This window comes from Massilia yuzhufengensis, assembly GCF_900112225.1.
In the GTDB taxonomy this organism is placed as follows: Bacteria; Pseudomonadota; Gammaproteobacteria; order Burkholderiales; family Burkholderiaceae_D; genus Telluria; species Telluria yuzhufengensis.
Window position 1 is genome coordinate 1 of sequence record NZ_FOLD01000005.1, and the last position, 23,420, is coordinate 23,420.

The 23,420-nt window shown below is 67.8% G+C and carries 16 protein-coding genes and 1 tRNA gene; 15 read left to right on the top strand and 2 right to left on the bottom strand.

Features of this window, described 5'->3' with window-relative positions:
- Window positions 1–180 precede the first annotated feature (180 nt).
- The 10 genes from BM031_RS06015 to BM031_RS06060 all read left to right on the top strand — a co-directional run bounded on the left by BM031_RS06015 (window position 181) and on the right by BM031_RS06060 (window position 18,159).
- Window positions 181–1,152 (top strand): bifunctional riboflavin kinase/FAD synthetase, encoded by a 972-nt coding sequence (locus BM031_RS06015; protein WP_091872461.1) that lies wholly within the window; start codon window positions 181–183, stop codon window positions 1,150–1,152.
- Between the two features lie 73 nt (window positions 1,153–1,225).
- Window positions 1,226–4,120 (top strand): isoleucine--tRNA ligase, encoded by a 2,895-nt coding sequence (gene ileS / locus BM031_RS06020; protein WP_091872463.1) that lies wholly within the window; start codon window positions 1,226–1,228, stop codon window positions 4,118–4,120.
- Window positions 4,121–4,193: 73 nt separating this feature from the next.
- Window positions 4,194–4,721 carry a signal peptidase II gene (gene lspA / locus BM031_RS06025; RefSeq protein WP_091872466.1) on the top strand — a complete coding sequence of 176 codons (528 nt, stop codon included), beginning with the start codon at window positions 4,194–4,196 and terminating at the stop codon, window positions 4,719–4,721.
- 34 nt (window positions 4,722–4,755) lie between these two features.
- Window positions 4,756–5,976: a bifunctional phosphopantothenoylcysteine decarboxylase/phosphopantothenate--cysteine ligase CoaBC gene (coaBC, locus tag BM031_RS06030; RefSeq protein WP_091872981.1), complete on the top strand. Its 1,221-nt coding sequence runs from the start codon at window positions 4,756–4,758 to the stop codon at window positions 5,974–5,976.
- Between the two features lie 18 nt (window positions 5,977–5,994).
- A complete protein-coding gene (gene dut / locus BM031_RS06035) occupies window positions 5,995–6,444 on the top strand; it encodes a dUTP diphosphatase (protein ID WP_091872468.1) in 450 nt (149 codons plus the stop codon).
- Window positions 6,445–6,467: 23 nt separating this feature from the next.
- Window positions 6,468–7,571, top strand: a complete 1,104-nt coding sequence (locus BM031_RS06040) for a M48 family metallopeptidase (protein WP_091872471.1) — start codon at window positions 6,468–6,470, stop codon at window positions 7,569–7,571.
- 252 nt (window positions 7,572–7,823) lie between these two features.
- The gene (locus tag BM031_RS06045; protein WP_091872473.1) at window positions 7,824–15,098 is read left to right on the top strand and encodes a choice-of-anchor U domain-containing protein; all 7,275 of its coding nucleotides are present in this window, start codon (window positions 7,824–7,826) and stop codon (window positions 15,096–15,098) included.
- A gap of 158 nt (window positions 15,099–15,256) precedes the next feature.
- Window positions 15,257–16,273, top strand: coding sequence for an XdhC family protein (locus tag BM031_RS06050; RefSeq protein ID WP_091872476.1), 1,017 nt, complete (start codon window positions 15,257–15,259; stop codon window positions 16,271–16,273).
- An 84-nt stretch (window positions 16,274–16,357) separates the two neighbouring features.
- Window positions 16,358–17,266 (top strand): DMT family transporter, encoded by a 909-nt coding sequence (locus BM031_RS06055; protein WP_229408647.1) that lies wholly within the window; start codon window positions 16,358–16,360, stop codon window positions 17,264–17,266.
- A 5-nt stretch (window positions 17,267–17,271) separates the two neighbouring features.
- Window positions 17,272–18,159, top strand: a complete 888-nt coding sequence (locus BM031_RS06060; protein ID WP_091872479.1) for a DNA-3-methyladenine glycosylase family protein — start codon at window positions 17,272–17,274, stop codon at window positions 18,157–18,159.
- 7 nt (window positions 18,160–18,166) lie between these two features.
- Here BM031_RS06060 and BM031_RS06065 read toward each other — a convergent pair whose 3' ends face one another.
- Together BM031_RS06065 and BM031_RS06070 are read right to left on the bottom strand one after the other, a co-directional pair.
- Window positions 18,167–18,580, bottom strand: coding sequence for a T6SS immunity protein Tdi1 domain-containing protein (locus BM031_RS06065; protein WP_091872482.1), 414 nt, complete (start codon window positions 18,578–18,580; stop codon window positions 18,167–18,169).
- A 188-nt stretch (window positions 18,581–18,768) separates the two neighbouring features.
- A tRNA-Met gene (locus BM031_RS06070) sits at window positions 18,769–18,845 on the bottom strand.
- 193 nt (window positions 18,846–19,038) lie between these two features.
- On the opposite strand from BM031_RS06070, the gene BM031_RS06075 reads away from it, so the two are divergent.
- Genes BM031_RS06075 through BM031_RS06095 form a run of 5 tightly spaced genes read left to right on the top strand, consistent with a single transcriptional unit; the run spans window position 19,039 to window position 23,329 of the window.
- Complete coding sequence (locus BM031_RS06075; RefSeq protein ID WP_091872484.1) at window positions 19,039–19,620, top strand: NUDIX hydrolase; 582 nt, start codon at window positions 19,039–19,041, stop codon at window positions 19,618–19,620.
- 15 nt (window positions 19,621–19,635) lie between these two features.
- Window positions 19,636–20,388, top strand: a complete 753-nt coding sequence (gene aat, locus BM031_RS06080) for a leucyl/phenylalanyl-tRNA--protein transferase (protein WP_091872486.1) — start codon at window positions 19,636–19,638, stop codon at window positions 20,386–20,388.
- Between the two features lie 60 nt (window positions 20,389–20,448).
- The gene (locus tag BM031_RS06085) at window positions 20,449–21,177 is read left to right on the top strand and encodes an arginyltransferase (protein ID WP_091872489.1); all 729 of its coding nucleotides are present in this window, start codon (window positions 20,449–20,451) and stop codon (window positions 21,175–21,177) included.
- Window positions 21,178–21,233: 56 nt separating this feature from the next.
- On the top strand, window positions 21,234–22,271 hold the full coding sequence (locus tag BM031_RS06090) for a quinone-dependent dihydroorotate dehydrogenase (RefSeq protein WP_091872491.1): 1,038 nt from the start codon (window positions 21,234–21,236) through the stop codon (window positions 22,269–22,271).
- An 11-nt stretch (window positions 22,272–22,282) separates the two neighbouring features.
- On the top strand, window positions 22,283–23,329 hold the full coding sequence (locus BM031_RS06095; RefSeq protein WP_091872494.1) for an aldo/keto reductase: 1,047 nt from the start codon (window positions 22,283–22,285) through the stop codon (window positions 23,327–23,329).
- Window positions 23,330–23,420: the final 91 nt, after the last annotated feature.

The following is a 23,420-nucleotide window of genomic DNA, read 5'->3' on the forward strand; positions in this document are numbered from 1 at the left end:
TTTGGACCGTGGCGCAGCTCGACAGTTCAATCCTCATCCACAGCCAAGGGTGACAGCGCCTTTTTTTTCGCCGGCGCCAACGCAGCGGTGCCCCGGCCCTTCGTTGCTGTGCAACATGCCAGTTACCGTATAATCAGGGTTTTCGCGCCGGACCGGCCGGCTGCGCACCTGGAACCATTGATGAAGGTATTTCGCGGACTTCCCAACGACAGGGCGCGCGCACCCTGCGCCCTCACGATCGGCAACTTTGACGGTGTCCACCGCGGCCACCAGGCATTGCTGGCGCACGTGCGCGGCGCCGCCGCCGAGCTGGGGATCGAAGCGGCCGTGATGACCTTTGAGCCACATCCGCGCGAATACTTCGCGCGCCGCATGGGCGACCTGTCGAGGGCCCCGGCCCGCATCGCCAACCTGCGCGACAAGCTGGGCGACCTGTCCAACGCCGGCATCGACCGCGTCATCGTGGAACACTTCAACGAACACTTCGCCGCCCAGTCGCCGCGCGACTTCATCGAGCACGTGCTGGTCGATGGCCTGCACGTGAAATGGCTGATGGTAGGCGACGATTTCCGCTTCGGCGCCAGGCGCGCGGGCGACATCGCCATGCTGCAGGAAGCCGGGCACGCATTCGGCTTCCAGGTCGAGACCCTGCGCGCCGTCATGCACGGCGAGCGCCGCATCTCGTCCTCGGCCGTGCGCGAGGCCCTGGCCGCCGGCGACTTTCCGGCGACCCAGCAGCTCCTGGGCCACCCGTACGCCATGTCGGGCCACGTGATCCACGGCCAGAAGCTGGGCCGCACGCTCGGTTTCCCGACCCTGAACCTGCGCGTCGCGCACCGCCCTGCCCTGAATGGCATCTTCGTGGTGCAGGTGCACGGCCTGGCGGCCGGGCCGCTGCCGGCCGTGGCCAGCCTGGGCGTGCGCCCCACCGTCGAAGACGCCGGCCGCATGCTGCTCGAGGTCCACGTGTTCGACTACCAGCAGAGCGCCTACGGCAAGCTGGTGCGGGTCGAATTCCTGGAAAAACTGCGCAACGAAGAGAAATACGTCGACCTGCCCACCCTGACCGATGCGATCGAGCGCGACGCCGTGCAGGCGCGCGCCTACTTTGCCCTGCGCAATGGCGCCCTGACGGCGACCGACCGAATTTGACGCCGGCGGCGCACTCCCGAATACCCTGCGCGGCCACGCCGCGCACCTCAAGAATCCCCTAGAGAAGAAGCATATGTCCGATACCAAACCTGTCCAGAACAACCCCGCCCCGAAGGCGGGCAAGAAGCCTGAGAGCAAATACCCGGTCAACATGACCGACACCCCGTTCCCGATGCGCGGCGACCTCGCCAAGCGCGAGCCGGGCTGGGTCAAGCAATGGCAGGAGAAAAAGCTCTACCACCGCATCCGCAAAGCGGCCGCAGGCCGCCCGAAATTCATCCTGCACGATGGCCCGCCGTATGCAAACGGCGACATCCACCTTGGCCACGCCGTCAACAAGATCCTGAAAGACATGGTCGTAAAATCGCGCACCATGGCCGGTTTCGATGCGCCCTACGTGCCGGGTTGGGACTGCCACGGGATGCCGATCGAGATCCAGATCGAAAAACTGTACGGCAAGAACCTGCCGACCGCCGAAGTGCTGCAAAAGGCCCGCGCCTATGCGCTCGAGCAGATCGACCGCCAGCGCGCCGGCTTCATCCGCCTGGGCGTCCTGGGCGAATGGGAAAACCCCTACATGACCATGGCCTACGGTAACGAGGCCGACGAGCTGCGCGCCCTCGGCAAGCTGCTGGAAAAAGGCTACGTCTACCGCGGCCTGAAGCCGGTCAACTGGTGCTTCGACTGCGGCTCGGCCCTGGCCGAGGCGGAAGTGGAATACCAGGACAAGCGCGACCCCGGCATCGACGTCGGTTTCCCGTTCGCGGAGCCGGAAAAAGTGGCCGCCGCCTTCGGCTTGAGCGAGCTGCCAACCGCCAACGGCTTCATCGTGATCTGGACCACCACCCCGTGGACCATCCCGTCCAACCAGGCCCTGAACGTGAACCCGGAAGTGAGCTACTCGCTGGTGCAGTCCACCCGCGACGGCCTGCCGCTGCTGCTGATCATGGCGACCGACCTGGTGGAGTCGACGCTGGCGCGCTACAAACTCGAAGGCAGCACCATCGCCACCACCCTGGGCGAGAAACTCGGCGGGCTGCAGTTCAAGCACCCGCTGTACGCGGCCGACCCGTTCTACGACCGCGCCTCGCCGGTCTACCTGGCTGATTACGTCACCACCGAGAGCGGCACCGGTGTGGTCCACTCGGCCCCGGCCTATGGCCTGGAAGACTTCCAGTCGTGCAAGGCGCACGGCATGAAGGACGACGACATCCTGAAACCCGTGATGGGCGACGGCCGCTTCACGCCTACCCTGCCGCTGTTCGGCGGCATGACCATCTGGGAAGCCTCCAAGCCGATCTGCTCGGCCCTGACCGAGGCCGGCGCCCTGTTCGAACTGAAGATGTTCGACCACAGCTACATGCACTGCTGGCGCCACAAGACCCCGATCGTCTACCGCGCCACCAGCCAGTGGTTCGCCGGCATGGACATCCTGCCCAAGGACGGCGCGCGCACCCTGCGCGAGACCGCACTGGCCGGCATCGCCGAGACCCAATTTTTCCCCGAGTGGGGTCAGGCGCGCCTGCACGGCATGATCGAGAACCGTCCGGACTGGACCCTGTCGCGCCAGCGGCAGTGGGGCGTGCCGATGGCCTTCTTCATCCACAAGGAAACTGGCGAGCTGCACCCGCGCACGCCGGAGCTGGTTGAAGAAGTGGCCAAGCTGATCGAAGCGGGCGGCATCGACGCCTGGCAAAGCCTCGATCCGGCTACCCTGCTGGGCGAGGACGCCCATCACTATGAAAAGAACAAGGACACGCTGGACGTCTGGTTCGACTCCGGCGCCACCCACCAGACCGTGCTGCGCGGCTCGCATGCGGAACAATCCGCCTTCCCGGCCGACCTGTACCTGGAAGGCTCGGACCAGCACCGCGGCTGGTTCCACTCGTCGCTGCTGACCTCGTCGATGCTCAACGGCCGCCCGCCCTACAAGGCGCTGCTGACCCACGGCTTCACGGTCGACGAACACGGCAAGAAGATGTCGAAGTCGCTCGGCAACACCATGGCGCCGCAGAAGATCTCGGACACCCTCGGCGCCGACATCCTGCGCCTGTGGGTGGCCTCGACCGACTACACGGGCGAGCTGTCGATCGGCGAAGAGATCCTGAAACGCGTGACCGAGTCCTACCGCCGCATCCGCAACACCCTGCGCTTCCTGCTGGCCAATACCTCGGACTTCGACCCGGCGCAGCACGCTGTCCCGGTGGCCGAGCTGTTCGAGATCGACCGCTACGCGATCGCCTCGATGGCCGCGCTGCAGAAGGACATCGACGCCCACTTCGAGCGCTACGAATTCCACCCGGTCGTGTCTCGCCTGCAGAACTACTGCTCGGAAGACCTGGGCGGCTTCTACCTCGACATCCTGAAGGACCGCCTGTACACCACCGGCCTGGATTCGCCGGCGCGCCGCTCGGCCCAGACCGCGCTGTGGCACATCGCCAATGCGCTGCTGCGCGTGATGGCGCCGATCCTGTCCTTCACGGCCGAAGAAGCCTGGGCCGTGTTCGCCAGCCGCGAAGCCTTCGCCGCCAGCGATGAAACCATCTTCACCCAGACCCTGTGGAGCTTCCCGGAGCTGCCCGATGCCGAAGCTCTGCTGGCCAAGTACGCGGCGCTGCGCGAAGTGCGGACCGACGTCACCAAGCAGCTCGAAGAAGTGCGCGCCTCCGGCGCCATCGGCTCCTCGCTGCAGGCGGAGCTGGCGATCAAGGCGGCCGGCGACAAGTACGCGCTGCTGGCGAGCCTGGACGACGACCTGAAGTTCGTCTTCATTACCTCGCAGGCCAGCGTGGAACAGGTGGCGGACGCCGCCAACGAAGCGGTCAGCGTGATCCCGTCCGAAGCGGAAAAGTGCGAGCGCTGCTGGCACTACCGCCGCGACGTCGGCCAGCACCAGGAACACCCCGGCCTGTGCGGCCGCTGCGTGAGCAACCTGTTCGGCAGCGGCGAGCAGCGCCGTTTTGCCTAAGCACTGACGCCCCCTCACGGGGTCCCACCGCCACGCCCTGTCACGGGGCGTGGCGGGCACCATCACTTCTATCATGGCAACCAAAAAGAAAACCGCTTCCCCGGCCGCCCGGCCCGTGTACAAGAGCCCCGCCAGCCTGCTGCCGTGGTTCGGCATCGCCCTGCTGGTGATCCTGTTCGACCAGGTCACCAAGCTCACCGTCGAGCGCAGCTTCTTCTACGGCGAAACGCGGCCCATCACGGGCTTCTTCAACCTGATCAAGGTGTATAACCCCGGCGCGGCCTTCAGCTTCCTGGGCGACGCCGGCGGCTGGCAGCGCTACTTCTTCACCGGCATCGCGATCGTGGCGGTCGGCTTCATACTGTACCTGATGAAGAAGCACGCCAGCCAGCGCCTGTTCTGTTTCGCGCTGGCCCTGATCATGGGCGGCGCCATCGGCAACGTCATCGACCGCCTGGCCTACGGCCACGTGATCGACTTCCTCGACTTCTACTGGAAGGGCGTGGGCCACTTCCCGGCGTTTAATATCGCCGACATCGGCATCTCGGTCGGCGCCGTGCTGTTCATCGTGGATGAACTGCGCCGGGTGAACAAATCGTAATCGTCCAACGTTTCAAGCAGGAGGCATCATGAGCATGGACCTGAAGGGCAAGAAGATCGTCCTCGGCCTGACCGGCGGCGTGGCCTGCTACAAGGCGGCCGAGCTGTGCCGCGCCCTGGTCAAGCACGGCGCCAGCGTGCAGGTGGTGATGAGCGAAGCGGCCACCCACTTCATCGGCACCGTCACCATGCAGGCGCTGTCCGGGCAGCCGGTCTTCACCGACCAGTGGGACCCGCGGATGAGCAACAACATGGCCCACATCGACCTGACCCGCCACGCCGACGCGATCCTGGTCGCGCCCTGCTCGGCCGACTTCATGCGTAAACTCGCGCACGGCGCCTGCGACGATTTGCTCTCGACCCTGTGCGTGGCGCGCCCGCGCCGCGTGCCGCTCCTGGCAGCGCCGGCGATGAACGTCGAGATGTGGGAAAACCCCGCCACCCAGCGCAACGTGGCCCAGCTGCTGGAAGACGGCATCTGCCTGTTCGGCCCCGCGGCCGGCTCGCAGGCCTGCGGCGAGACGGGCCTGGGGCGCATGCTGGAAGCCGACGAGCTGGTGGAAGAACTGGTCGCCTCGTTCCAGCACAAGGTGTTGGCCGGGCGGCGCGTGCTGATCACGGCCGGGCCTACTTTTGAGCCGATCGACCCGGTGCGCGGCATCACCAACCTCTCGTCGGGCAAGATGGGCTATGCGGTGGCGCGCGCCGCGCGCGAAGCGGGCGCCGAAGTCACCCTCGTCACCGGCCCCACGGCGCTGCCCACGCCGCACGGCGTGCGCCGTATCGACGTGCTCACCGCCCAGCAGATGCACGACGCGGTAATGGCCGGGGTCGAAGGCCAGCATGTCTTCATCGGCGTGGCAGCGGTGGCCGACTGGCGGGTGGCAAACGCCAGCGGCCAGAAGATCAAGAAGCAGGAAGACGGCGCCGCGCCCCAGCTGGAATTCGTGCAGAACGCCGACATCCTGGCCTCGGTGGCGGCCACCACCTCGCTGTCGGGCTGGCCCTACTGCGTGGGCTTTGCCGCCGAGTCGGAAAACCTGGTGGAATTCGGCGCGGCCAAGCGCGAGAAAAAAGGCATTCCCCTGTTGGTGGGCAATATCGGGCCGCAGACTTTCGGCCAGGATGAGAACACCATCATCCTGTTCGACGAGACCGGCCACACCCTGCTCGAGCGCGCCGACAAGCTAACGCTGGCACGCCAGCTGGTATCCGAGATCGCGAAGCGCCTGGAACGGCGTTCGCTCCTGACCTGACAAGACAAGACAAGCAACATGAACAGTATCGACCTGAAAATCCTCGACCCGCGCATGAAGGACCTGCTGCCGGCCTACGGCACCCCCGGCAGCGCCGGCCTGGACCTGCGCGCCTGCGTCGACGCGCCCCTCGTCATCGAGCCCGGCCAGACCGTGCTGGTGCCCACCGGCCTGGCCATCCACATCGGCGATCCGGGCTATGCGGCCATGATCCTGCCGCGCAGTGGGCTCGGCCATAAGAACGGCATCGTGCTCGGCAATCTGGTAGGCTTGATCGACTCCGATTACCAGGGGCAGCTGATGGTCTCGACCTGGAACCGCGGCCACACGACGTTCACGCTGCAGCCGCTCGACCGGCTGGCCCAGCTGGTGATCGTGCCGGTGCTGCAGGTAGGCTTCAATGTGGTAGACGAGTTCGCATCGAGCGAACGGGGCGCCGGCGGCTTCGGCAGCACCGGCAAACAATAACAAGCACACCCTCAAGGAGGACCATGAACCGCATCCAACGCCTGCGCCCGTACCTGCGCATCCGCCAGGCTGCACTGGGAACCGCCGCCGCCATCCTGCTGTCGGCCTGCGCCACGCAGGGCACCGTGCAGCCGGGCGCCCAACCGGGACCGCAAGGCCCGGCCACCGAGGCCCCGGCGCCGGTGACGCCCGAAATGACGTCCGCCGCCGAAACGCTGACCCGCATGGCCGCGCTGCAGGAACGCCTGTACAAGGTCGCCGCGCCGCTCCTGATCGACAACGCCGAACTGTGCACGCGCCACGCGCGCAACCTGCTCGGCTTCACCGCCAAGAACCGCCATACCTACCCGGGCAGCTACAACGAGGCCGCCCACGCCGTGCTCGGCATGGGCGAGCGCCTGCAGGTGACCAATGTGCTGGTCGGCTCGGGCGCGGCCAAGGCCGGCCTGCGCCAGGGCGACGAACTGGTGGCCGCCGCCGGCACGCCGCTGCCGCCCGGCCCCGCCGCGCTGTCGCAGGCCGGCGCCATCTTCGGCCCCATCGTCAAGAAACAGGCTTCGCTGCCGCTCACCATCGAACGCAAGGGCCGTTCGCGCGAGCTCACGGTGCCGGTGACCCGCGCCTGCGCCTTCGGCATCGAACTGGGCAACGCCGACAACGTCAACGCCTACGCCGACGGCCAGCGCGTGATGGTCACGCGCGGCATGATGGGCTTCGTCCAGGACGACGACGAACTGGCCTTCGTGGTGGCGCACACGATGGCGCACAATATGCTGGGCCATGCGGCCAGCCAGCGCAATGCGGCCACCATCGGCGGCATCATCGAGAACCTCACCAACATCTCGCCCGATACCTCGATGCTGATCGGCAGCGGCGGCATCAAGGCGATGCCAGCCACCCTCGACGCCGCGGCCGAGCGCCTGGCGGTCTACCTGCTGGCGCGCGCCGGCTACCGGGTCGACAACGTGGGCGCGTTCTGGAAGCGCTTTGCCGCCACCTACCCGGCGACGGTCCTGAACAGCCACACGGCCAGCCACCCTTCGCTGGCCCTGCGCGTGGCCAGTATCGACAAGGCCGTGGCCGAGGTCAAGGCCAGGAAATCCGCGGACAAGCCGCTGCTGCCCTGAGCGGCACGCTGCGTGCCGCCGCCCTGGTGCGGCACGCAGCGCAGCGCCCCAAACCGCAAAAGATGACAATTTCTCAAAATTGCGAGAAACAAAATCATTCATGCCAACTTTTGTCGGTAACAAGCAACAACTACCGATAATTTCATTCTTTTAGGAAATACTTCCGCCGTTCGCCACTAAAATCTCCGCTGGGTGACGTCTTGTTCCCACTTCCGGGAGCATGGGTTCCCACCTAACAGCAGAGATACAGTCATGACCATTTCCGGCGAACTCCTCGCGCCCGGCGGCAATACGCCCTCGACCTTCCAGAATATCAACGCCGACGCCGTGCGCCTGGGCAATGGCGGGACCGTGCTCGGCTACCTCAAGCAGGTCAGCGGCGACCTGATGACCTATGCCCCGTATCCCGGCTTTGACGGCATCCTGCAGGTGATGGACCCGCAAAACCGGGTCCTGCGCAGCATTTCGCTGGTAGACGACCTGCTGCCGGCGGGGCGCTTCCTCAACGATATGGTGGTCGAGCGCCTGGCCAACGGCGGCTTCGTGGTGGCCTGGTCGGATGCCGACGTCGCCGACATCAACTGGCAGGACGTGCGCGTGCGCTATGCCATCTACGACGACAACGGCAGCCTGGTCTCGCGCGACGTCCTGTCGACCACCGCGGGCTTTAACGTCCGCATCACCTCATTGGCCGATGGCGGCTTCGCCACCGTCTTCGCCGCGAACACGGCCGCACATAGCCAGCAGGGCGTGGTCAATACCTTCAACTGGAATGCCGGCAGCTACGTCAAGGCCGCCGAGTCCTATGTCGGCGACCCCAACGCACCGGCGCCAGGCGCCAACGCCGACGTCACCAAGCTGTTCATGTTCGACGAGTTCTCGATCAGCGGCCTGTCCGACGGCGGCTTCGTGGTCGGTGCGCCGACCTATGACTGGGTCAACTCCAACTACACGCCGCTGGGGGACTTCGTGTTCCGCTACGCCGCCGGCGGCGCCCAGCAGGCTTTCGCCAGCGGCAACTACTGGCAGCGGGTCAACTGGAACGACGGCCAGGTCAACAACGCCGTACTGACCAAGGCCTTTGCCGGCGGTTTTGCCAGCGTCAACCGCGGCAAGGACGGCAACTGGCAGGTGACGATGTTCAACAATGACGGTTCGCTGATCACCACCACGCAGCAAACCGAACAGGTGTATCGCAGCGGTGTTTACGACACCCGCACTTACCACGCGACCGATATCACGCCCGTGGTGGCCTGGCCCGGCCAGAACTACCTGAACTACGACCAGTTCATCGACATCGCCGAGATCAACGGCGAACTGGTGGTCGTGGTGCCGAACGCGGGCAAGGGCTTCGACCTGGTGCGCCTGTCCAAAGCCGACGGCACGGTGCTTTCCGTGAGCAATATGGGGATCGCGGTGCCGCAGGATGCCGTCCTGATGAACCCGCGCATCCTGGCCGAAGGCAGCGGCTACGACCTTACGTACGATGTGATGAGCATCAACGGCGACAACTACTACCTGCAGAGCACCTACCAGATCGGGCTGGGGGCGCCGCCCAACCTGGCGCCGCAGATCGATGGGCTCGATGGCGACGCCACCGATTTCATCCTCGGTACCGCGCAATACATCGACAACAACGTTTTCGCCGATGTGGCCGATGCCGATTCGGCCGACTTCGACGGTGGTTACCTCGAGGTGCTGCAGGTGGCCGGCGCGGCCGATGGCGACTTCAGCTTCGACCTGCTGCTTGCATCGTCCCAGTTCCTGTGGGGCAGCGGCGCGCAGCCGGATACCGCCAACGACGGCACCAGCTTCATCGCACCGGGCCCGATGGTGGCCGGCGACAAGGTCTGGTACAACCCCGACAGCAGCCTCGATCCTGCCGACTGGATCCTGGCCGGGACCGTGACCAGCGACGGCCAGGATGGCGCCAGCCTGAAAATTACCTTCAATAATCCGGCACTGGCGGTGCCGTCGGCGCTGCTCGACCATGCAAGTTTCGCCGCCGCGATGATCACGTTCTTGATGTATACGGCCCCGACCCTTGGCGCCCGCAGCTTCGAGCTCAGGATCGCCGACGGCGACGGCGCCGTCTCGCTGCCGGCCAGCTTCGACATGACCGGCACCTCGGACCAGAGTTCGACCATCGCGCCGGCCGCCGGCGTGACCGAACCGGTGACGCTGCCTACTAACGTCCTGAACCAGGCTGGCGCGGTCGGCGTGTTCGACTTCACCGTCACCGACGCCGGCGACGCCGACGGCCTGGCCACCCGCATCGACGCCCTGAGCCTGCAGGTAGCGGGCAGCGGCGACTTCACCAAGGTAACCTGGCTGCTGACCGGCCCCGGCCTCGGGGCGCCGGTGCAAGGGGTCTACCACGCAGGCAGCGGCACCCTCGATTTCGCCTCCGCCATCGCGGTCGCCGACGGCGCTGCCGCCGTCTACACCGTCAAGGCCTACTTCAACACGACGTCGGGCGTGACTGCCGGCGCCACCTACCTGCTCTCGCTCGACGGCGACAGCGGCGTGACGCTGGCCAACGGCATGAGCTCGCAGATGGCGAACGGCCAGTCCCCCGTGACCACCGGCAGCGGCATCGTGGTGGTGGCCGGTCCGGGCGTGACCAGCGTCGACTACGCGACGCCCGCGGCCAGCCCGACCAATGCCGACAGCCTGAGCTGGACCGTGCGCTTCAGCGAAGCCGTGTCGTCCATCGACGCCGCCGATTTCGACGTGGCTGGCCTCAGCGGCGAGACGATCACGGTCGCCGCCGCCGGCGCCAACACCTACACCGTCACCGCCAGCGGCGGCGGCCTGGCCAGCCTCAACGGCAGCGCCACCCTGGCGCTGGCGGCCGGCCAGGACATCGTCAACGGTGCCGGCATGGCGCTGGCCAGCCTGGCGCCGAGCGGCACCGACCAGCGCAGCTACCTGATCGACAACAGCGCGCCGGCCGCGCCGAGCCAGCCCGACCTGGCCAGCGCCAGCGACAGCGGTTCCTCGACCATCGACAACCGGACCCGCATCGCGACCCCGACCTTTACCGGCAGCGCCGAAGCGGGCGCACTGGTGGAACTGGTGGATGCGAACGGCACGGTACTGGGCAGCGGCATCGCCACCGCTGGTGCCTGGAGCATTACCGTATCGGCCCTGGGAGAGGGCAACCACACGATCAGCGCGCGCGCCAGCGACGCTGCCGGCAATACCGGGCTCGCGTCCAGCGGCCTGGCGGTGATCATCGACACCAGCGTGGCCCTGCCGACCTTGGCCCTGCACGCCGACACCGGCAGCGCGGCCGGCGACGGCCGCAGCAACGACGGCCGCATCGACGCCGGACTGGCCGCCGACGTGGCGAGCTGGGAATACAGCACCGACAGCGGCATTTCCTGGACCGCCGGCAGCGGCGCCGGCTTCGTGCTGGCCGAGGGCAGCTATGCCGCCGGCGTGCTGCGGCTGCGCCAGACCGACATGGCCGGCAACACCAGTGCAGTGGCCACGAATGGCGCCGCCATCGTGATCGACCACACGCTGGCCGCACCCGCACTGGCCCTGGCCGCCGACACCGGCGCCAGCGCCGCCGACGGCATCAGCAGCGCCGCCACGGTGAACGTCACCCTGGCCGCGGACGTCGCCGGCTGGGAATACCGCAGCAGCAGCAACGGCGCATGGAACGTTGGCAGCGGCACCAGTTTCGTGCTGGCCGAAGGCAGCTATGCTCAGGGTGAGGTGCAGGTACGCCAGACCGACACGGCCGGCAACACCAGCAGCGCGGCCACCAACGGCGCCGCGATCGTGATTGACCTGACGGTGGCCGCGCCGGGCCTGGCCCTGGCCAGCGACACCGGGTCCAGCGCCGCCGATGGCGTGAGCAGTGCCGGCACGGTCAGCGTGAGCCTGGCTCCGGACGTCGCCTCTTGGGAGTACCGCAGCAGCAGCGTGGGCGCCTGGAGCGCCGGCAGCGGCACCAGTTTCGTGCTGGCCGAGGGCAGCTATGCGCAGGGCGAGGTACAGGTACGCCAGGTCGACACCGCCGGCAATACCAGCAGCGCCGGCGTCAACGGCACGGCCATCCTGATCGACCAGACCGCGCCCGCGGCCCCTGGCCTGGCGCTGGCCAACGACACCGGCGCCAATCCCGTCGACGGCGTGAGCAACGATGGCACCGTGGACGTCGTGCTGGCCAACGGCGTGAGTGCCTGGGAATATCGCAGCGCCAGCACCGGCGCGTGGACCACCGGCAGCGGCACCAGCTTCGTGCTGGCCGCAGGCAGCTATGCGCCGGGCGAAGTGCAGGTGCGCCAGCTCGACAGCGCCGGCAACACCAGTAGCGCGGCCAGCAACGCTGCGGCTCTGGAGATCGTCGCGCCGCCGGCGGCGCCGGGCATGGCGCTGGCATCCGATACCGGCGCCAGCGCGGCCGATGGCATCACCGCCGACGGGACCGTGGCGGTGACGCTGGCAGCAGGCGCCGTGGCATGGGAATACCGCAGCAGCGCCTCCGGCGCCTGGAGCGCAGGCAGCGGCACGAGCTTCACCCTGGCCCCCGGCGCCTATGCGGCCGGCGCGGTCCAGGTGCGCCAGGTCGACAACGCCGGCAATACGAGTGCGGTCGCCACCAACGGCGCCGCCCTTGTGGTCGACGGCGCCGCGCCTGTGGTGGGCGCGGTCACCCGCGCCACCGTGGCCAGCCCGTCGGCCAACCAGGCCATCGTGGTCGCGGTGCGCTACGACGACGCCGGCGCCGGGATCGACGCGGCCACCGTCGACACGGCCGACATCACGGTGAGCGGTCCGGGCGCGGGCGCCGGGCTGGCCGTGTCGGCAGCGAGCTGGAACGCCGCCACCGGGATCGCCCAGTACACGCTGGACGCGCCGGCCGGCGGCTGGAATGCCGTCCATGCCGGCAACTGGAGCATCGCCATGGCAGCCGGCGCCGTGCTCGACCTGGCCGGCAATGCGCTGGCCGGCGGCGTCGCCCACCAGTTCGCGGTCAGCTTCAATACCGCGCCGATGATCACCACCAATGGCGGCGGCGCCAGCGCCGCGATCGACGTCGTCGAAGGCCTGCGGGCGGTCACCACCGTGCAGGCGAGCGACGCCGGCGACACGCTGGCCTACAGCATCAGCGGCGGCCTCGATGCCGCCCTGTTCGAGATCGATGCGGCCAGCGGCGTCCTGCGCCTGCGCAGCGCGCAGGCTGCTGCCAGCCCGGCCGACAGCGACGCAAACGGGAGCTACCTGGTCAACGTGACCGCCACCGACGGCGCCGGCGCCAGCGACACCCAGGCGCTCACCATCACGGTGCTGCGCGATACCGACCGCGACGGCGTGGCCGACATCCTCGACCCCGACCTGGACGGCGATGGCCGCCTGAACTCGGCCGAGGACCCGGTGCCAAGCGCGCACGGCGGCGCCACCGGCGACGGCAATGGCGACGGCATCGCCGACAGCACCCAGGCCAACGTCGCCTCGCTGGCAACCGTCGGCTCGGTGGCGGCGGACAAGCGTTTCGCCACCATCGCGGTCGCCGACGGCCTGACCCTGGTCGGCGTGAGCAATAGCGCGGCGCCTGCGGGCCTGCCGCGCAACGCCAAGATGCCGCTCGGCCAGTTCGACTTCGAAGTGCGTGGGCTGGCGGTGGGCGCCACGGTCGATATCGACATGTACGTCGACAAGACCCTCAGCGCCAACGGCTACTACAAGCAGACCGCAAGCGGCTGGGTCAACCTGGCCACCGTAAGCACCGTCGGCGGCAAGACCAAGCTGAGTTTCAGCCTGACCGATGGCGGGGCGTACGACGCCGACGGCATCGCCAACGGCGTCATCGTCGATCCGGGCGGTGCAGCGGTGATCGCGCCGCGCATCGTCAGCGCCGGCGGCGAACCAAGCGGCACCGTGCTGGTGCGCGAGAACCTGCTGGCCGTCACCACGGTGCAGGCGGAAGCCCTGGGCCCGGTCGTGTACGCGATCACGGGCGGCGCCGACGCGGCCCGCTTCACGCTCGATGCCGCGAGCGGCGCCCTGGCCTTTGCCAGCGCACCCGACTTCGAGTATCCGCAGGACGCGGGCGACGGCGCCGCCAACAATACCTACGTGGTCGAGGTAACGGCCCTGGGCGCGGCCGGCAGCGATACCCAGGTGCTGACGGTGCGGGTGCAGGACGTGGACGAATCCACGCCGCCGGTGGACGACGGCGACTCGATCCCGGCCAGCACCGAACAGGCGGTACCGTCCCTGCCGGGCGCGAACGGCGCACCGGGCGTTGCCGGCGACGGCAATGGCGATGGGCTGGCCGACAGCAAGCAGGCCAATGTCACGTCGCTGCCCTTCCTGCATACCGACCGTGCGCAAAGCAACCCCGGCAGTGCGCCACCCGTGTACCTCACCCTGGTCGCCAACTCGGTCGACGGCAAGGTAGCCACGGGGGCGGGCGCCGCCACCGTGCTGAAGGATGTCAAGCAGCTCGACGCGCCGGCCGATAAACCGGCCGACCTGGCGCTGCCGTTGGGCCAGATCAGTTTCGCTGCCGAGGTCGCGACCGCCGGTGCGTCCGAGAACTTCAGCATCTACGTCGATGGTGCGATCCCGATCAACGGCTACTGGAAACAGAACGCCGCAGGCACCTGGGTCAACCTGGCCGACGCCGCCCACGGCGGCAAGGTCGTGCTCGAAGGCGGGCGCGTACGCCTGGACTTCACCCTGGTCGACGGCGGCGAGTTCGACGACGACGGCAAGGCCGACGGCATGATCACCGACCCCGGCGCACCTGGCTACCGGGCGCCGGCGGCGGGACCGGACAGCGACGACGACCAGTTCCCCGATGCGCTTGAGGCGGGCCATGGCCTGGTGGTCGGCCCCAAGGACAACGACGTCTTCGGCAGCAACAAGCTGTTCGTGATGGAGCTGTACCGCGACCTGCTGTTCCGCGAAGCCGCAGCCCCCGAGTGGACCCACTGGCAGGGTGTGCTCGACAGCGGCGCGATGGGCAAGGCCGGCCTGGTGTCGACCTTCCTCGACTCGGTCGAGTTCCAGGGCGGCGCCGGCGCGCTGGTGCGGCTCTACCTGGCCGCTTTCGACCGCCTGCCGGACGGCGCGGGACTGGCGTTCTGGACCGGCCAGGTCGGCGCCGGGCAGCCACTGGCGGCACTGGCGCAGGCGCTGTCTTCCAGCGCCGAGTTCACGGCCACCCATGGCCAGCTGGACGACGCCGGCTTCGTGCGCCAGCTGTACCAGAATGTGCTGGGGCGCCAGGGCGACATTGGCGGCGTCGCCTTCTGGACCGCGCAGCTGGGCGGGTCACTGGAACGCGGCGACGTGCTGCTGGGCTTTGCGCAATCGGCCGAGTTCACGGTCGCGAGCGACCATGCAGTGACGGCGGCGATGGGCTACCTGGGGCTGCTGGAACGCGATCCGGCGCCGCAGGAAGTCGATTTCTGGACCGGCAAGCTCGATGCCGACGTACCGGAGACGATCGTCATCGGCGCCTTCCTGGCCACACCGGAATACCACGACCGCTTCCTGCCCTGAGCGCCCGGGGCCCCGCACCGCCAAGGTGCCGGGGTCCCGCCCCTCCCCCACGACGGCCGGCCACCGCTCCAGCGGTGGTCGCGTCCGGCACGTCCCCCGCATTTTTTGTATCATTGTCCATCTCTACTACCGGCGCCGCGCACACGGCGGGGCAACACATGGACAGCATCGACCTCGACGTACTCAAGACCTGCGACGCCTGGCTCGCCGGCGGCCAGCGCTGCCAGCTGGTCACGGTCATCAAGACCTGGGGCTCGAGCCCGCGCCCGATCGGAGCGACGCTCGCCATCTGCGAAGACGGCAGCGTGGTCGGCTCGGTCTCGGGCGGCTGCATCGAGGACGACCTGATCGCACGGGTGCGCGCCAACGGCATCGAGCTGGCGCGCCCGGAAATCGTCAGCTACGGCATCAGCGCCGACGAGGCGCACCGCTTCGGCCTGCCCTGCGGCGGCACCATCGAACTGGCGATCGAGCCGCTCGCGCCAAGCAGCCGCATTGGCGAACTGCTGGCGCGCCTGGCTGCGGGCGAGCTGGTCGAGCGCCGGGTGCAACTGGCCAGCGGCGTGGTGACCCTGGAACGGGCCGCCGCCAGCGCCATCCAGCGCGTCGAGGACGGCGTGCTGGCCACCATCCACGGCCCGCGCTGGCGCCTGTTCATCATCGGCGCCGGCCCGCTGTCGCGCTTCCTGGCGCAGGTGGCCAGCGGCCTGGATTACCGCGTCACCGTGTGCGACCCGCGCGAGGAATACCGCAGTGGCTGGAACCTGCCCGGCGTGGAACTGGTGCACGCCATGCCGGACGACCTGGTGATCGAGGCCCGGCTGGATGCGCGCTGCGCGGTGGTGGCGCTCACCCACGACCCCAAGCTGGACGACCTGGCGCTGATGGAGGCATTGAAGTCCGAGGCCTTCTACGTGGGCGCGATCGGCTCGCGCCTGAACAATGAAAAGCGGCGCGAACGCCTTAAAATGTTCGACCTCGACGAGGCCCAGCTGGCGCGCCTGCACGGCCCGGTCGGCATCTACATCGGCAGCAAGACCCCTGGCGAGATCGCGATTTCCATCATGGCCGAGATGACTGCGGTGAAGAACGGCGTGCCGGCTGCGCTGCTGGTGCCACATGCGGCGGCGCCCGCCGCCGCCAGTACGCAAGCCTGCGCGCGCGTTGCCGCGTGAGCGGCCGGATTCCAACGCAAGAAACGGATGGCGCCAGGCGCGCCAGGCCGCCACAATAAGCATTTTGTCCCGGGCCACCTCTCGATGAATACCGCAAACATGCTGCGCCTGGTGGCGCTGGCCGCCATCTGGGGCGGCTCCTTCCTGTTCATGCGCATCGCCGCGCCCGTGCTCGGACCGGCCGTGCTGATCGAATACCGGGTGATGTTCGCAGCCCTGTTCCTGGCCGGTGTCGCCGGGTTCATGCGCCTGCGCGGCAAGGGCGTGCCGCTCGACCTGCGCCGGCACTGGAAGCACTACCTGATCCTGGGCTTCTTCAACTCGGCCCTGCCCTTCCTGCTGTTCGCCTACGCCGCGCGCACCCTGTCGGCCTCGGTGCTGTCGGTGCTCAACGCCACCGCGCCGATGTTCGGCGCGCTGGTGGGCGCCGTGTGGGCGCGCCAGGCTGTCTCGGGGCGCGCGGCGCTCGGCCTGGTGCTCGGCACGGTGGGGGTGAGCCTGCTGGTCGGCTTCGACCACGTGTCGGAGCGCCCGGGCGCATTCGTCGCGATCGGCGCCGCGCTGGTGGCGGCCTTTTGCTACAGCCTCGCCAGCCAGTACGCCAAGTCGGCGAAAGCGGTGGCGCCGTTCGCCAATGCGCACGGCTCGATGTGGGCCGCGACCCTGTTCGTGATCCCGGCCCTGCCTTTCTTCCCGGCGCCGGGCACGCCGACCCTCGGCATCATGGCCGCGGTGCTAGCGCTGGGCGTGGTCTGCAGCGGCATCGCCTACATCCTCTACTTCAAGCTGATCGAGGAAGTCGGCACCACTTCGGCACTCACGGTTACTTTCCTGAACCCGATGTTCGGCATCCTGTGGGGCGCGCTCTTCCTGCATGAAGTGATCGGCTGGCACACCCTGCTGGGCTCGGCCATCGTGCTGGCCGGCACCGCGCTGGTCACCGGCTTCCTGCCCGCCTTCCTGCGCGCGCCCTCCACCGCGCAGGGCAAGTAAGCGCCATGCAGGCGCAGTTCGCGATCGCCCTGCCGGCCGGCTACCGCACCGGGGACGTGCTGTCCTTCCATGCGCGCGATACGCAGGGACTGGCCGAACAGCTCACGCCCGGGGGGCTGCGCAAGGGCGTGCTGCTGGACGGCAGCGCGGTGCTGCTGGAGGTGGACTTCGCCGCCGAGGCGGCAAGCTGCACGGTGGATGCCGATGGGCCGCTACCGCCGGCCCTGCTGCAACGGGCCCGCGAGGCGCTGCTGAATATCCTGGGCCTGCGCATCGACCCGGCCGCGTTCGCCGCATTCGCACGCGACGATGCCGCGCTGGGCGCCATCGTGGCGCGCCGGCCCGGCCTGCGCATCGTGCAGTCCGCCACCATCTTCGAAGCCCTGACCTGGGCCATCATCGGCCAGCAGATCAACCTGCCCTTCGCGATTTCCCTGCGCCGCACGTTCATCGAGCTGGCCGGCCGTCCGCATTCCAGCGGCCTGTGGTGCTACCCGGAAGCGGCGGATGTGGCGCGCCTGGCGCTGGACGACCTGACCAGCAAGAAATTCTCGCGCGCCAAAGCGGAAACCCTGCTGCGCCTGGCGCAGCTGGTCATGGACGGCGGCGTGGTGCTGGACCGCGAGCGCCCGGTGGCCGAGGTAGTGCCGGAATTGCTGGCGGTCAAAGGCATCGGCCCCTGGACCGTGAATTACGCGCTACTGCGCGGCTATGGCTACCCGGATTGCTCGCTGGAAGGCGACGTGGCGATCCGCACCGCCCTGCACCGATTGCTGGGCGGCGACGAACGGCCCGGCATCGCGGCGGCGCAGCGCCTGCTGGAGCGCTACGCGCCGCACCGGACCATGGCTGCGGCCTACCTGTGGGCCAGCCTGGGCGAAGAAGCGGACTAGGCCTGTATTAGTTCCACAGCTGCATGCCTTCGAATTGCTGGGCGCCCTCGCCGGAAAAACGTATCAGCTCGGGCAAGGGTACGGTGGCCAGGTTGTCGCGCCCGTAGTGGCCGCCCAGGGCGCTGGGGATGCGCAGGCAGTACTTGCGGTCTTCCGTCAGCGGGCCCAGCGTGGATTCGGCCAGGTGCACGACTTCCGGCATGTACCAGTCGTTCAGGAAATCCTGGTTGTAGGCCAGGGCGTCGAGCGCCGCGCGGCTGTCGGCGACGGGCTCGCAGCACAGGTCTTGCGGACGCAGCCGCCAGTAGCGGCCTTCGTCGTCGCGGATGATGAGGTTGCCGAATGCATTGGACCCAAGGACTTCGACAGCGGTCAAGCCGACCCAGCCCCAGGCGTCGTTGATGTCGTCTACGTTGATCATGTGCTCTGTCCGTTAGCGTCGGGGGCCGGCGCAGGCGCGCCTGCATGGCCGTCGCAAGTTGGACCAAGCGGGGTCGGCAACATTCCGGGTGGACGCGCCCGGTTTGCGCTGCGTCGTGTGGACGCAGGAAACCGGAGCGGAAATGAAAAAACCGCTGATTCTTGCGAATCAACGGCTTTTCCTGAATCTGGTTGCGGGGACAGGATTTGAACCTGTGACCTTCGGGTTATGAGCCCGACGAGCTGCCAGACTGCTCCACCCCGCGTCTGTGAAACGAATTATACGCCCAACGCGCGTAATAGGCAAATCCAATCCTTCGATAGTGTGCAATTGCAGAACGATATGCCTCATGCGTGCCGGGAGCCGCCGCCGGAAAAGCCGCGCCGGCCACCGCCGATCACGGCATGGCGCGGGAAAAACCGTGTAAAGTAAGCACACTCTCAACCTCTCGACCCCCTATGAAATTCTGTTCCGAGTGCGCCCATCCCGTCGCCCTGGCGATTCCCGAAGGCGACAACCGGCCGCGCTACGTCTGCCCGCAGTGCCACACCATCCATTACCAGAATCCAAAACTGGTAATCGGCTCCATTCCCGTCTGGGAACATGAGGGCAAGGTGCAGGTGCTGCTGTGCAAGCGCGCGATCGAACCGCGCCATGGCTACTGGACACTGCCGGCAGGCTTCATGGAAAACGAGGAAACCACCGAGCAGGCCGCGGTGCGCGAGACCGAGGAAGAAGCCGGGGCCGATGTCGAGCTCGGCAAGCTGTTCACCCTGCTCAATGTTGCCCACGTCCACCAGGTCCACCTGTTCTACCTGGCGCGCCTGCGCAACCTGCATTTCGCGCCGGGCGAGGAAAGCCTGGAAGTGGAACTGTTCACGCAAGACCAGATCCCCTGGGACGACCTGGCCTTCCCCACGGTGCGCACGACGCTGGAACTGTTTTTCGCCGACCGCGTCAAAGTGCGCGAGGGCGCCAGCTTCGGTTTCCATAGCCGCGACATCGTGCGCCCCATGCTGGCTCCGCGCGAGCCCGACTGACCCAGCGAGGGCCGCATGATTCCCTGGCTCGAGCCGACTTCGCCGTTTCCCGACGTGTCCGAGGCGTTGACGATGGATGCGCCCGGCCTGCTCGCGGCCGGCGCCGACCTGTCGCCGCAGCGCCTGCTGCTGGCCTACCAGAACGGCATCTTCCCCTGGTTCTCCGAAGGCCAGCCGATCCTGTGGTGGAGCACCGACCCGCGCATGGTGCTGCATACCGAGCGCTTCAAGGTGAGCGACAGCCTCAGGAAAACCCTGCGCCGCGTCGAGCGCAGCCGCACCGGCGACGGCACCTGGGACATCCGCTTCGACAGCGCCTTCGAACAGGTGATGCGGGCCTGCGCCGCCCCGCGCCGCGACGGGCCCGGCACCTGGATCTCGGAAGACATCATCGACGGCTACACCGGCCTGCATGCGATGGGCTACGCCCATTCGGCCGAAGCCTGGCTCGACGGCGAACTGGTGGGCGGGGCCTACGGCGTGTGCATCGGCCGCATGTTCTATGGCGAATCGATGTTCGCGCGCGTGCCGGACGCATCCAAGGTGGCGCTGGCCTACCTGGTCGCCTTCCTGCGCAGCCACGGCGTGCAGATGATCGACTGCCAGCAGGAGACCGGCCACCTGGCTTCGCTTGGGGCTGCGCCGATCCCGCGCAGCGCCTTCCTGGCCCACCTCGCCCGCGCCATCCGCGAGCCGGCCATCGCGCGCTGGGAAGTAGTGCCGCCGCTGGGCGGCGCGCCCGCCGCGGTGGCACCGTTGGCTGGCTAACGGTGACGCCGCCGCGATTTCGCTAAAATAGGTGCAACCCGTCGTCTCGAGAGCTTTTGCATGACGCACTTAAATGACCTGCCCTTCGCCACGCTGCAGTTCTACACGACGGCGCCCTACCCGTGCAGCTACCTCGACGCGCGCCAGGCCCGCTCGCAGGTCGCCACGCCCTCGCACCTGATCAACGCCGACGTGTATTCCGAGCTGGTGCGCAACGGCTTTCGCCGCAGCGGCATCTTCACCTACCGTCCCTACTGCGACGGCTGCCAGGCCTGCATCCCGGTGCGCGTGAAGTGCGCCGATTTCGTGCCCAGCCGTACCCAGCGCCGTGCCTGGAAGCGCCACGGCGAGCTGGTGGCCATGGTGGCCAACCTGGCCTTCTCGGACGAGCACTACGCGCTCTACCTGCGCTACCAGACCACCCGCCACGTCGGCGGCGGCATGGACCAGGACAGCCGCGACCAGTACGCCCAGTTCCTGCTGCAAAGCCGCGTCAACACCCGCCTGGTCGAGTTCCGCGAGCCCGACGGCACCCTGCGCATGGTCTCCATCATCGACGTGCTGTCCGACGGCCTGTCGTCGGTGTACACCTTCTTCGACCCGGACGTGGCGGGCGCCTCCTTCGGCACCTACAACGTGATGTGGCAGGTGAACCAGGCACGCGAGCTCAGTCTGCAATATGTCTATCTCGGCTACTGGATCGAGCAGAGCCCCAAGATGGCCTACAAGATCAACTTCCGCCCGCTGGAAGCGCGTATCAAGGGCGTCTGGAGCGTGCTGGAGCGCTGAGCGACGCCCGCCCCCGGGCCGGGTAAAATAGCGGGAATCCCGCTCCCGAGTCCCCCATGCCAGACAAGTTCCTGTACCAGCTCGCCCGCCCGCTCCTGTTCTCGCTCGACGCCGAGCGCGCCCACCACCTGACCCTGCCCTTCCTGCGCCGCGCCGCCGCGCTCGGCCTGACCGGGCTCTCGGCCAAGCCGGCGCCGGACCCGCGCACCGTCATGGGCATCCGCTTCCCCAATCCGGTCGGCCTGGCCGCGGGCCTGGACAAGGATGGCGCCTACATCGACGGCCTGGCGGCGCTGGGCTTCGGCTCGATCGAGATCGGCACCGTCACGCCACGGCCCCAGGCCGGCAACCCGAAGCCGCGCATCTTCCGCCTGCCCAAGGCGCAGGGCATCATCAACCGCATGGGGTTCAATAATGGCGGCGTCGATGCGTTCGTGGCCAACGTGCAGGCGTCTCGCTTCTACCAGGACAAGCAGGGCGTGCTGGGCCTGAACATCGGCAAGAACGCCGACACGCCGATCGAGCGCGCCGCCGACGACTACCTGCATTGCCTGCGCAAGGTCTACCCGTATGCCAGCTACGTCACGGTGAACATCTCATCGCCGAATACGAAAAACCTGCGCCAGCTCCAGGGCGAGTCCGAACTGGATTCCCTGCTTTCGCAACTCAAGCAAGAGCAGCTGCGCCTGGCCGACCAGCACAAGCGCTATGTGCCGGTGACCCTGAAGATCGCCCCGGACATCGACGGCGACCAGGTGCGCAATATCGCCGGCGCCCTGCTGCGCCACAAGATCGACGGCGTGATCGCCACCAACACGACGCTCAGCCGCACAGCGGTTGCCGGCATGCAGCACGGCGAGGAAACCGGCGGCCTGTCGGGCGCGCCGGTGTTCGAGCTATCCAACACCGTGATCCGCCTGCTGAAAGCCGAACTGGGCAACGCGCTCCCGATCATCGGCGTGGGCGGCATCATGCGCGGCGAGGACGCGCGCGCCAAGATCGAGGCCGGCGCCCAGCTGGTGCAGCTCTACAGCGGCCTGATCTACGCCGGCCCGGCACTGGTGCGCGATTGCGCCGCCGCGCTGCGCCGCTGAAAGGAAGGCCCATGGAACGCAGGCAGCTGGGGCAGACCGATTTGATGGTGTCGAAGCTCTGCCTCGGCAGCATGACTTTCGGCGAGCAGAACACGGAGACCGATGCGCACGCCCAGCTCGACTATGCACTCGGGCGCGGCATCAACTTCATCGATACCGCCGAGATGTACCCGGTCATGGCAAGCCGCGACACGCAGGGATCGACCGAGCGCTTCATCGGCAGCTGGCTGAAAAAAACCGGACGCCGCAGCGAGGTGGTGCTGGCCACCAAGATCGCCGGCCCGAACAAGATGATGCCGTGGATCCGCGGCGCCAGCCACAACCTGGACGCCACCAATATCCGCAGCGCGGTCGAAGACAGCCTGCGCCGCCTGCACACCGACTACATCGACCTCTACCAGGTCCACTGGCCGAGCCGCAACCTGCCGATCTTCGGGGCCAGCAGTTTCAATCCCCAGGCCGAGCGGCCGGCGGTGCCGATCGAGGACACCCTCGGCGCGCTGGGCGAGATGGTGCAAGCCGGGATGATCCGCCACATCGGCGTGTCCAACGAGAGCGCCTGGGGCGTGTGCGAATACATCAAGCACGCCGAAGCGCGCGGCCTGCCGCGCATCGCCACCGTGCAGAACCTGTACAACCTGACGGCGCGGGCGTTTGAAACCAGCCTGATGGACGAGGCGTGCTTCCGCGAAGGGGTGAGCCTGCTGGCCTACAGCCCGCTCGCGTTCGGGCAGCTGACGGCAAAGTACCTCGATGATCCGCAGGCGGTGGGGCGGCTGACGGTGTTCCCGGCCGGCTGGAGCCCGCGCTACGTGCGGCCAGCCGTGCTGGCGGCGTGCGCGGAATACGCGGCGCTGGCGCGGGCGCATGGCTTGCTGCCGTCGCAGATGGCGCTGGCATGGGTGTATTCGCGCTGGTTCGTGGGGGCGACCATCATTGGGGCGACGTCACTGGCACAGCTGGAAGAGAACATCGATGCAGCGGAACTGGTGCTGTCAGCGGAGGTGCGGCGCGGGATTGATGAGATTCATGCGCGGTATACGAATGTGGGGCAGTGAGCGGGTTGCATGAAAAATTGGGTCCCGGCCTTCGCCGGGACGACGGTTTTAAGAGTAGCGGCTCACGGACATTTGCGTGACACGCACCCTC

What these genes read in the sequence shown, in the direction of transcription:
- BM031_RS06085 (WP_091872489.1), top strand. Translation starts at nt 20,449, where the DNA reads ATGACGCACTTAAATGACCTGCCCTTCGCCACGCTGCAGTTCTACACG.
- BM031_RS06065 (WP_091872482.1), bottom strand. Translation starts at nt 18,580, where the DNA reads ATGATCAACGTAGACGACATCAACGACGCCTGGGGCTGGGTCGGCTTG.
- BM031_RS06055 (WP_229408647.1), top strand. Translation starts at nt 16,358, where the DNA reads ATGAATACCGCAAACATGCTGCGCCTGGTGGCGCTGGCCGCCATCTGG.
- BM031_RS06050 (WP_091872476.1), top strand. Translation starts at nt 15,257, where the DNA reads ATGGACAGCATCGACCTCGACGTACTCAAGACCTGCGACGCCTGGCTC.
- BM031_RS06015 (WP_091872461.1), top strand. Translation starts at nt 181, where the DNA reads ATGAAGGTATTTCGCGGACTTCCCAACGACAGGGCGCGCGCACCCTGC.
- coaBC (WP_091872981.1), top strand. Translation starts at nt 4,756, where the DNA reads ATGGACCTGAAGGGCAAGAAGATCGTCCTCGGCCTGACCGGCGGCGTG.
- BM031_RS06045 (WP_091872473.1), top strand. Translation starts at nt 7,824, where the DNA reads ATGACCATTTCCGGCGAACTCCTCGCGCCCGGCGGCAATACGCCCTCG.
- BM031_RS06090 (WP_091872491.1), top strand. Translation starts at nt 21,234, where the DNA reads ATGCCAGACAAGTTCCTGTACCAGCTCGCCCGCCCGCTCCTGTTCTCG.
- aat (WP_091872486.1), top strand. Translation starts at nt 19,636, where the DNA reads ATGATTCCCTGGCTCGAGCCGACTTCGCCGTTTCCCGACGTGTCCGAG.
- BM031_RS06040 (WP_091872471.1), top strand. Translation starts at nt 6,468, where the DNA reads ATGAACCGCATCCAACGCCTGCGCCCGTACCTGCGCATCCGCCAGGCT.
- lspA (WP_091872466.1), top strand. Translation starts at nt 4,194, where the DNA reads ATGGCAACCAAAAAGAAAACCGCTTCCCCGGCCGCCCGGCCCGTGTAC.
- ileS (WP_091872463.1), top strand. Translation starts at nt 1,226, where the DNA reads ATGTCCGATACCAAACCTGTCCAGAACAACCCCGCCCCGAAGGCGGGC.
- dut (WP_091872468.1), top strand. Translation starts at nt 5,995, where the DNA reads ATGAACAGTATCGACCTGAAAATCCTCGACCCGCGCATGAAGGACCTG.
- BM031_RS06075 (WP_091872484.1), top strand. Translation starts at nt 19,039, where the DNA reads ATGAAATTCTGTTCCGAGTGCGCCCATCCCGTCGCCCTGGCGATTCCC.
- BM031_RS06060 (WP_091872479.1), top strand. Translation starts at nt 17,272, where the DNA reads ATGCAGGCGCAGTTCGCGATCGCCCTGCCGGCCGGCTACCGCACCGGG.
- BM031_RS06095 (WP_091872494.1), top strand. Translation starts at nt 22,283, where the DNA reads ATGGAACGCAGGCAGCTGGGGCAGACCGATTTGATGGTGTCGAAGCTC.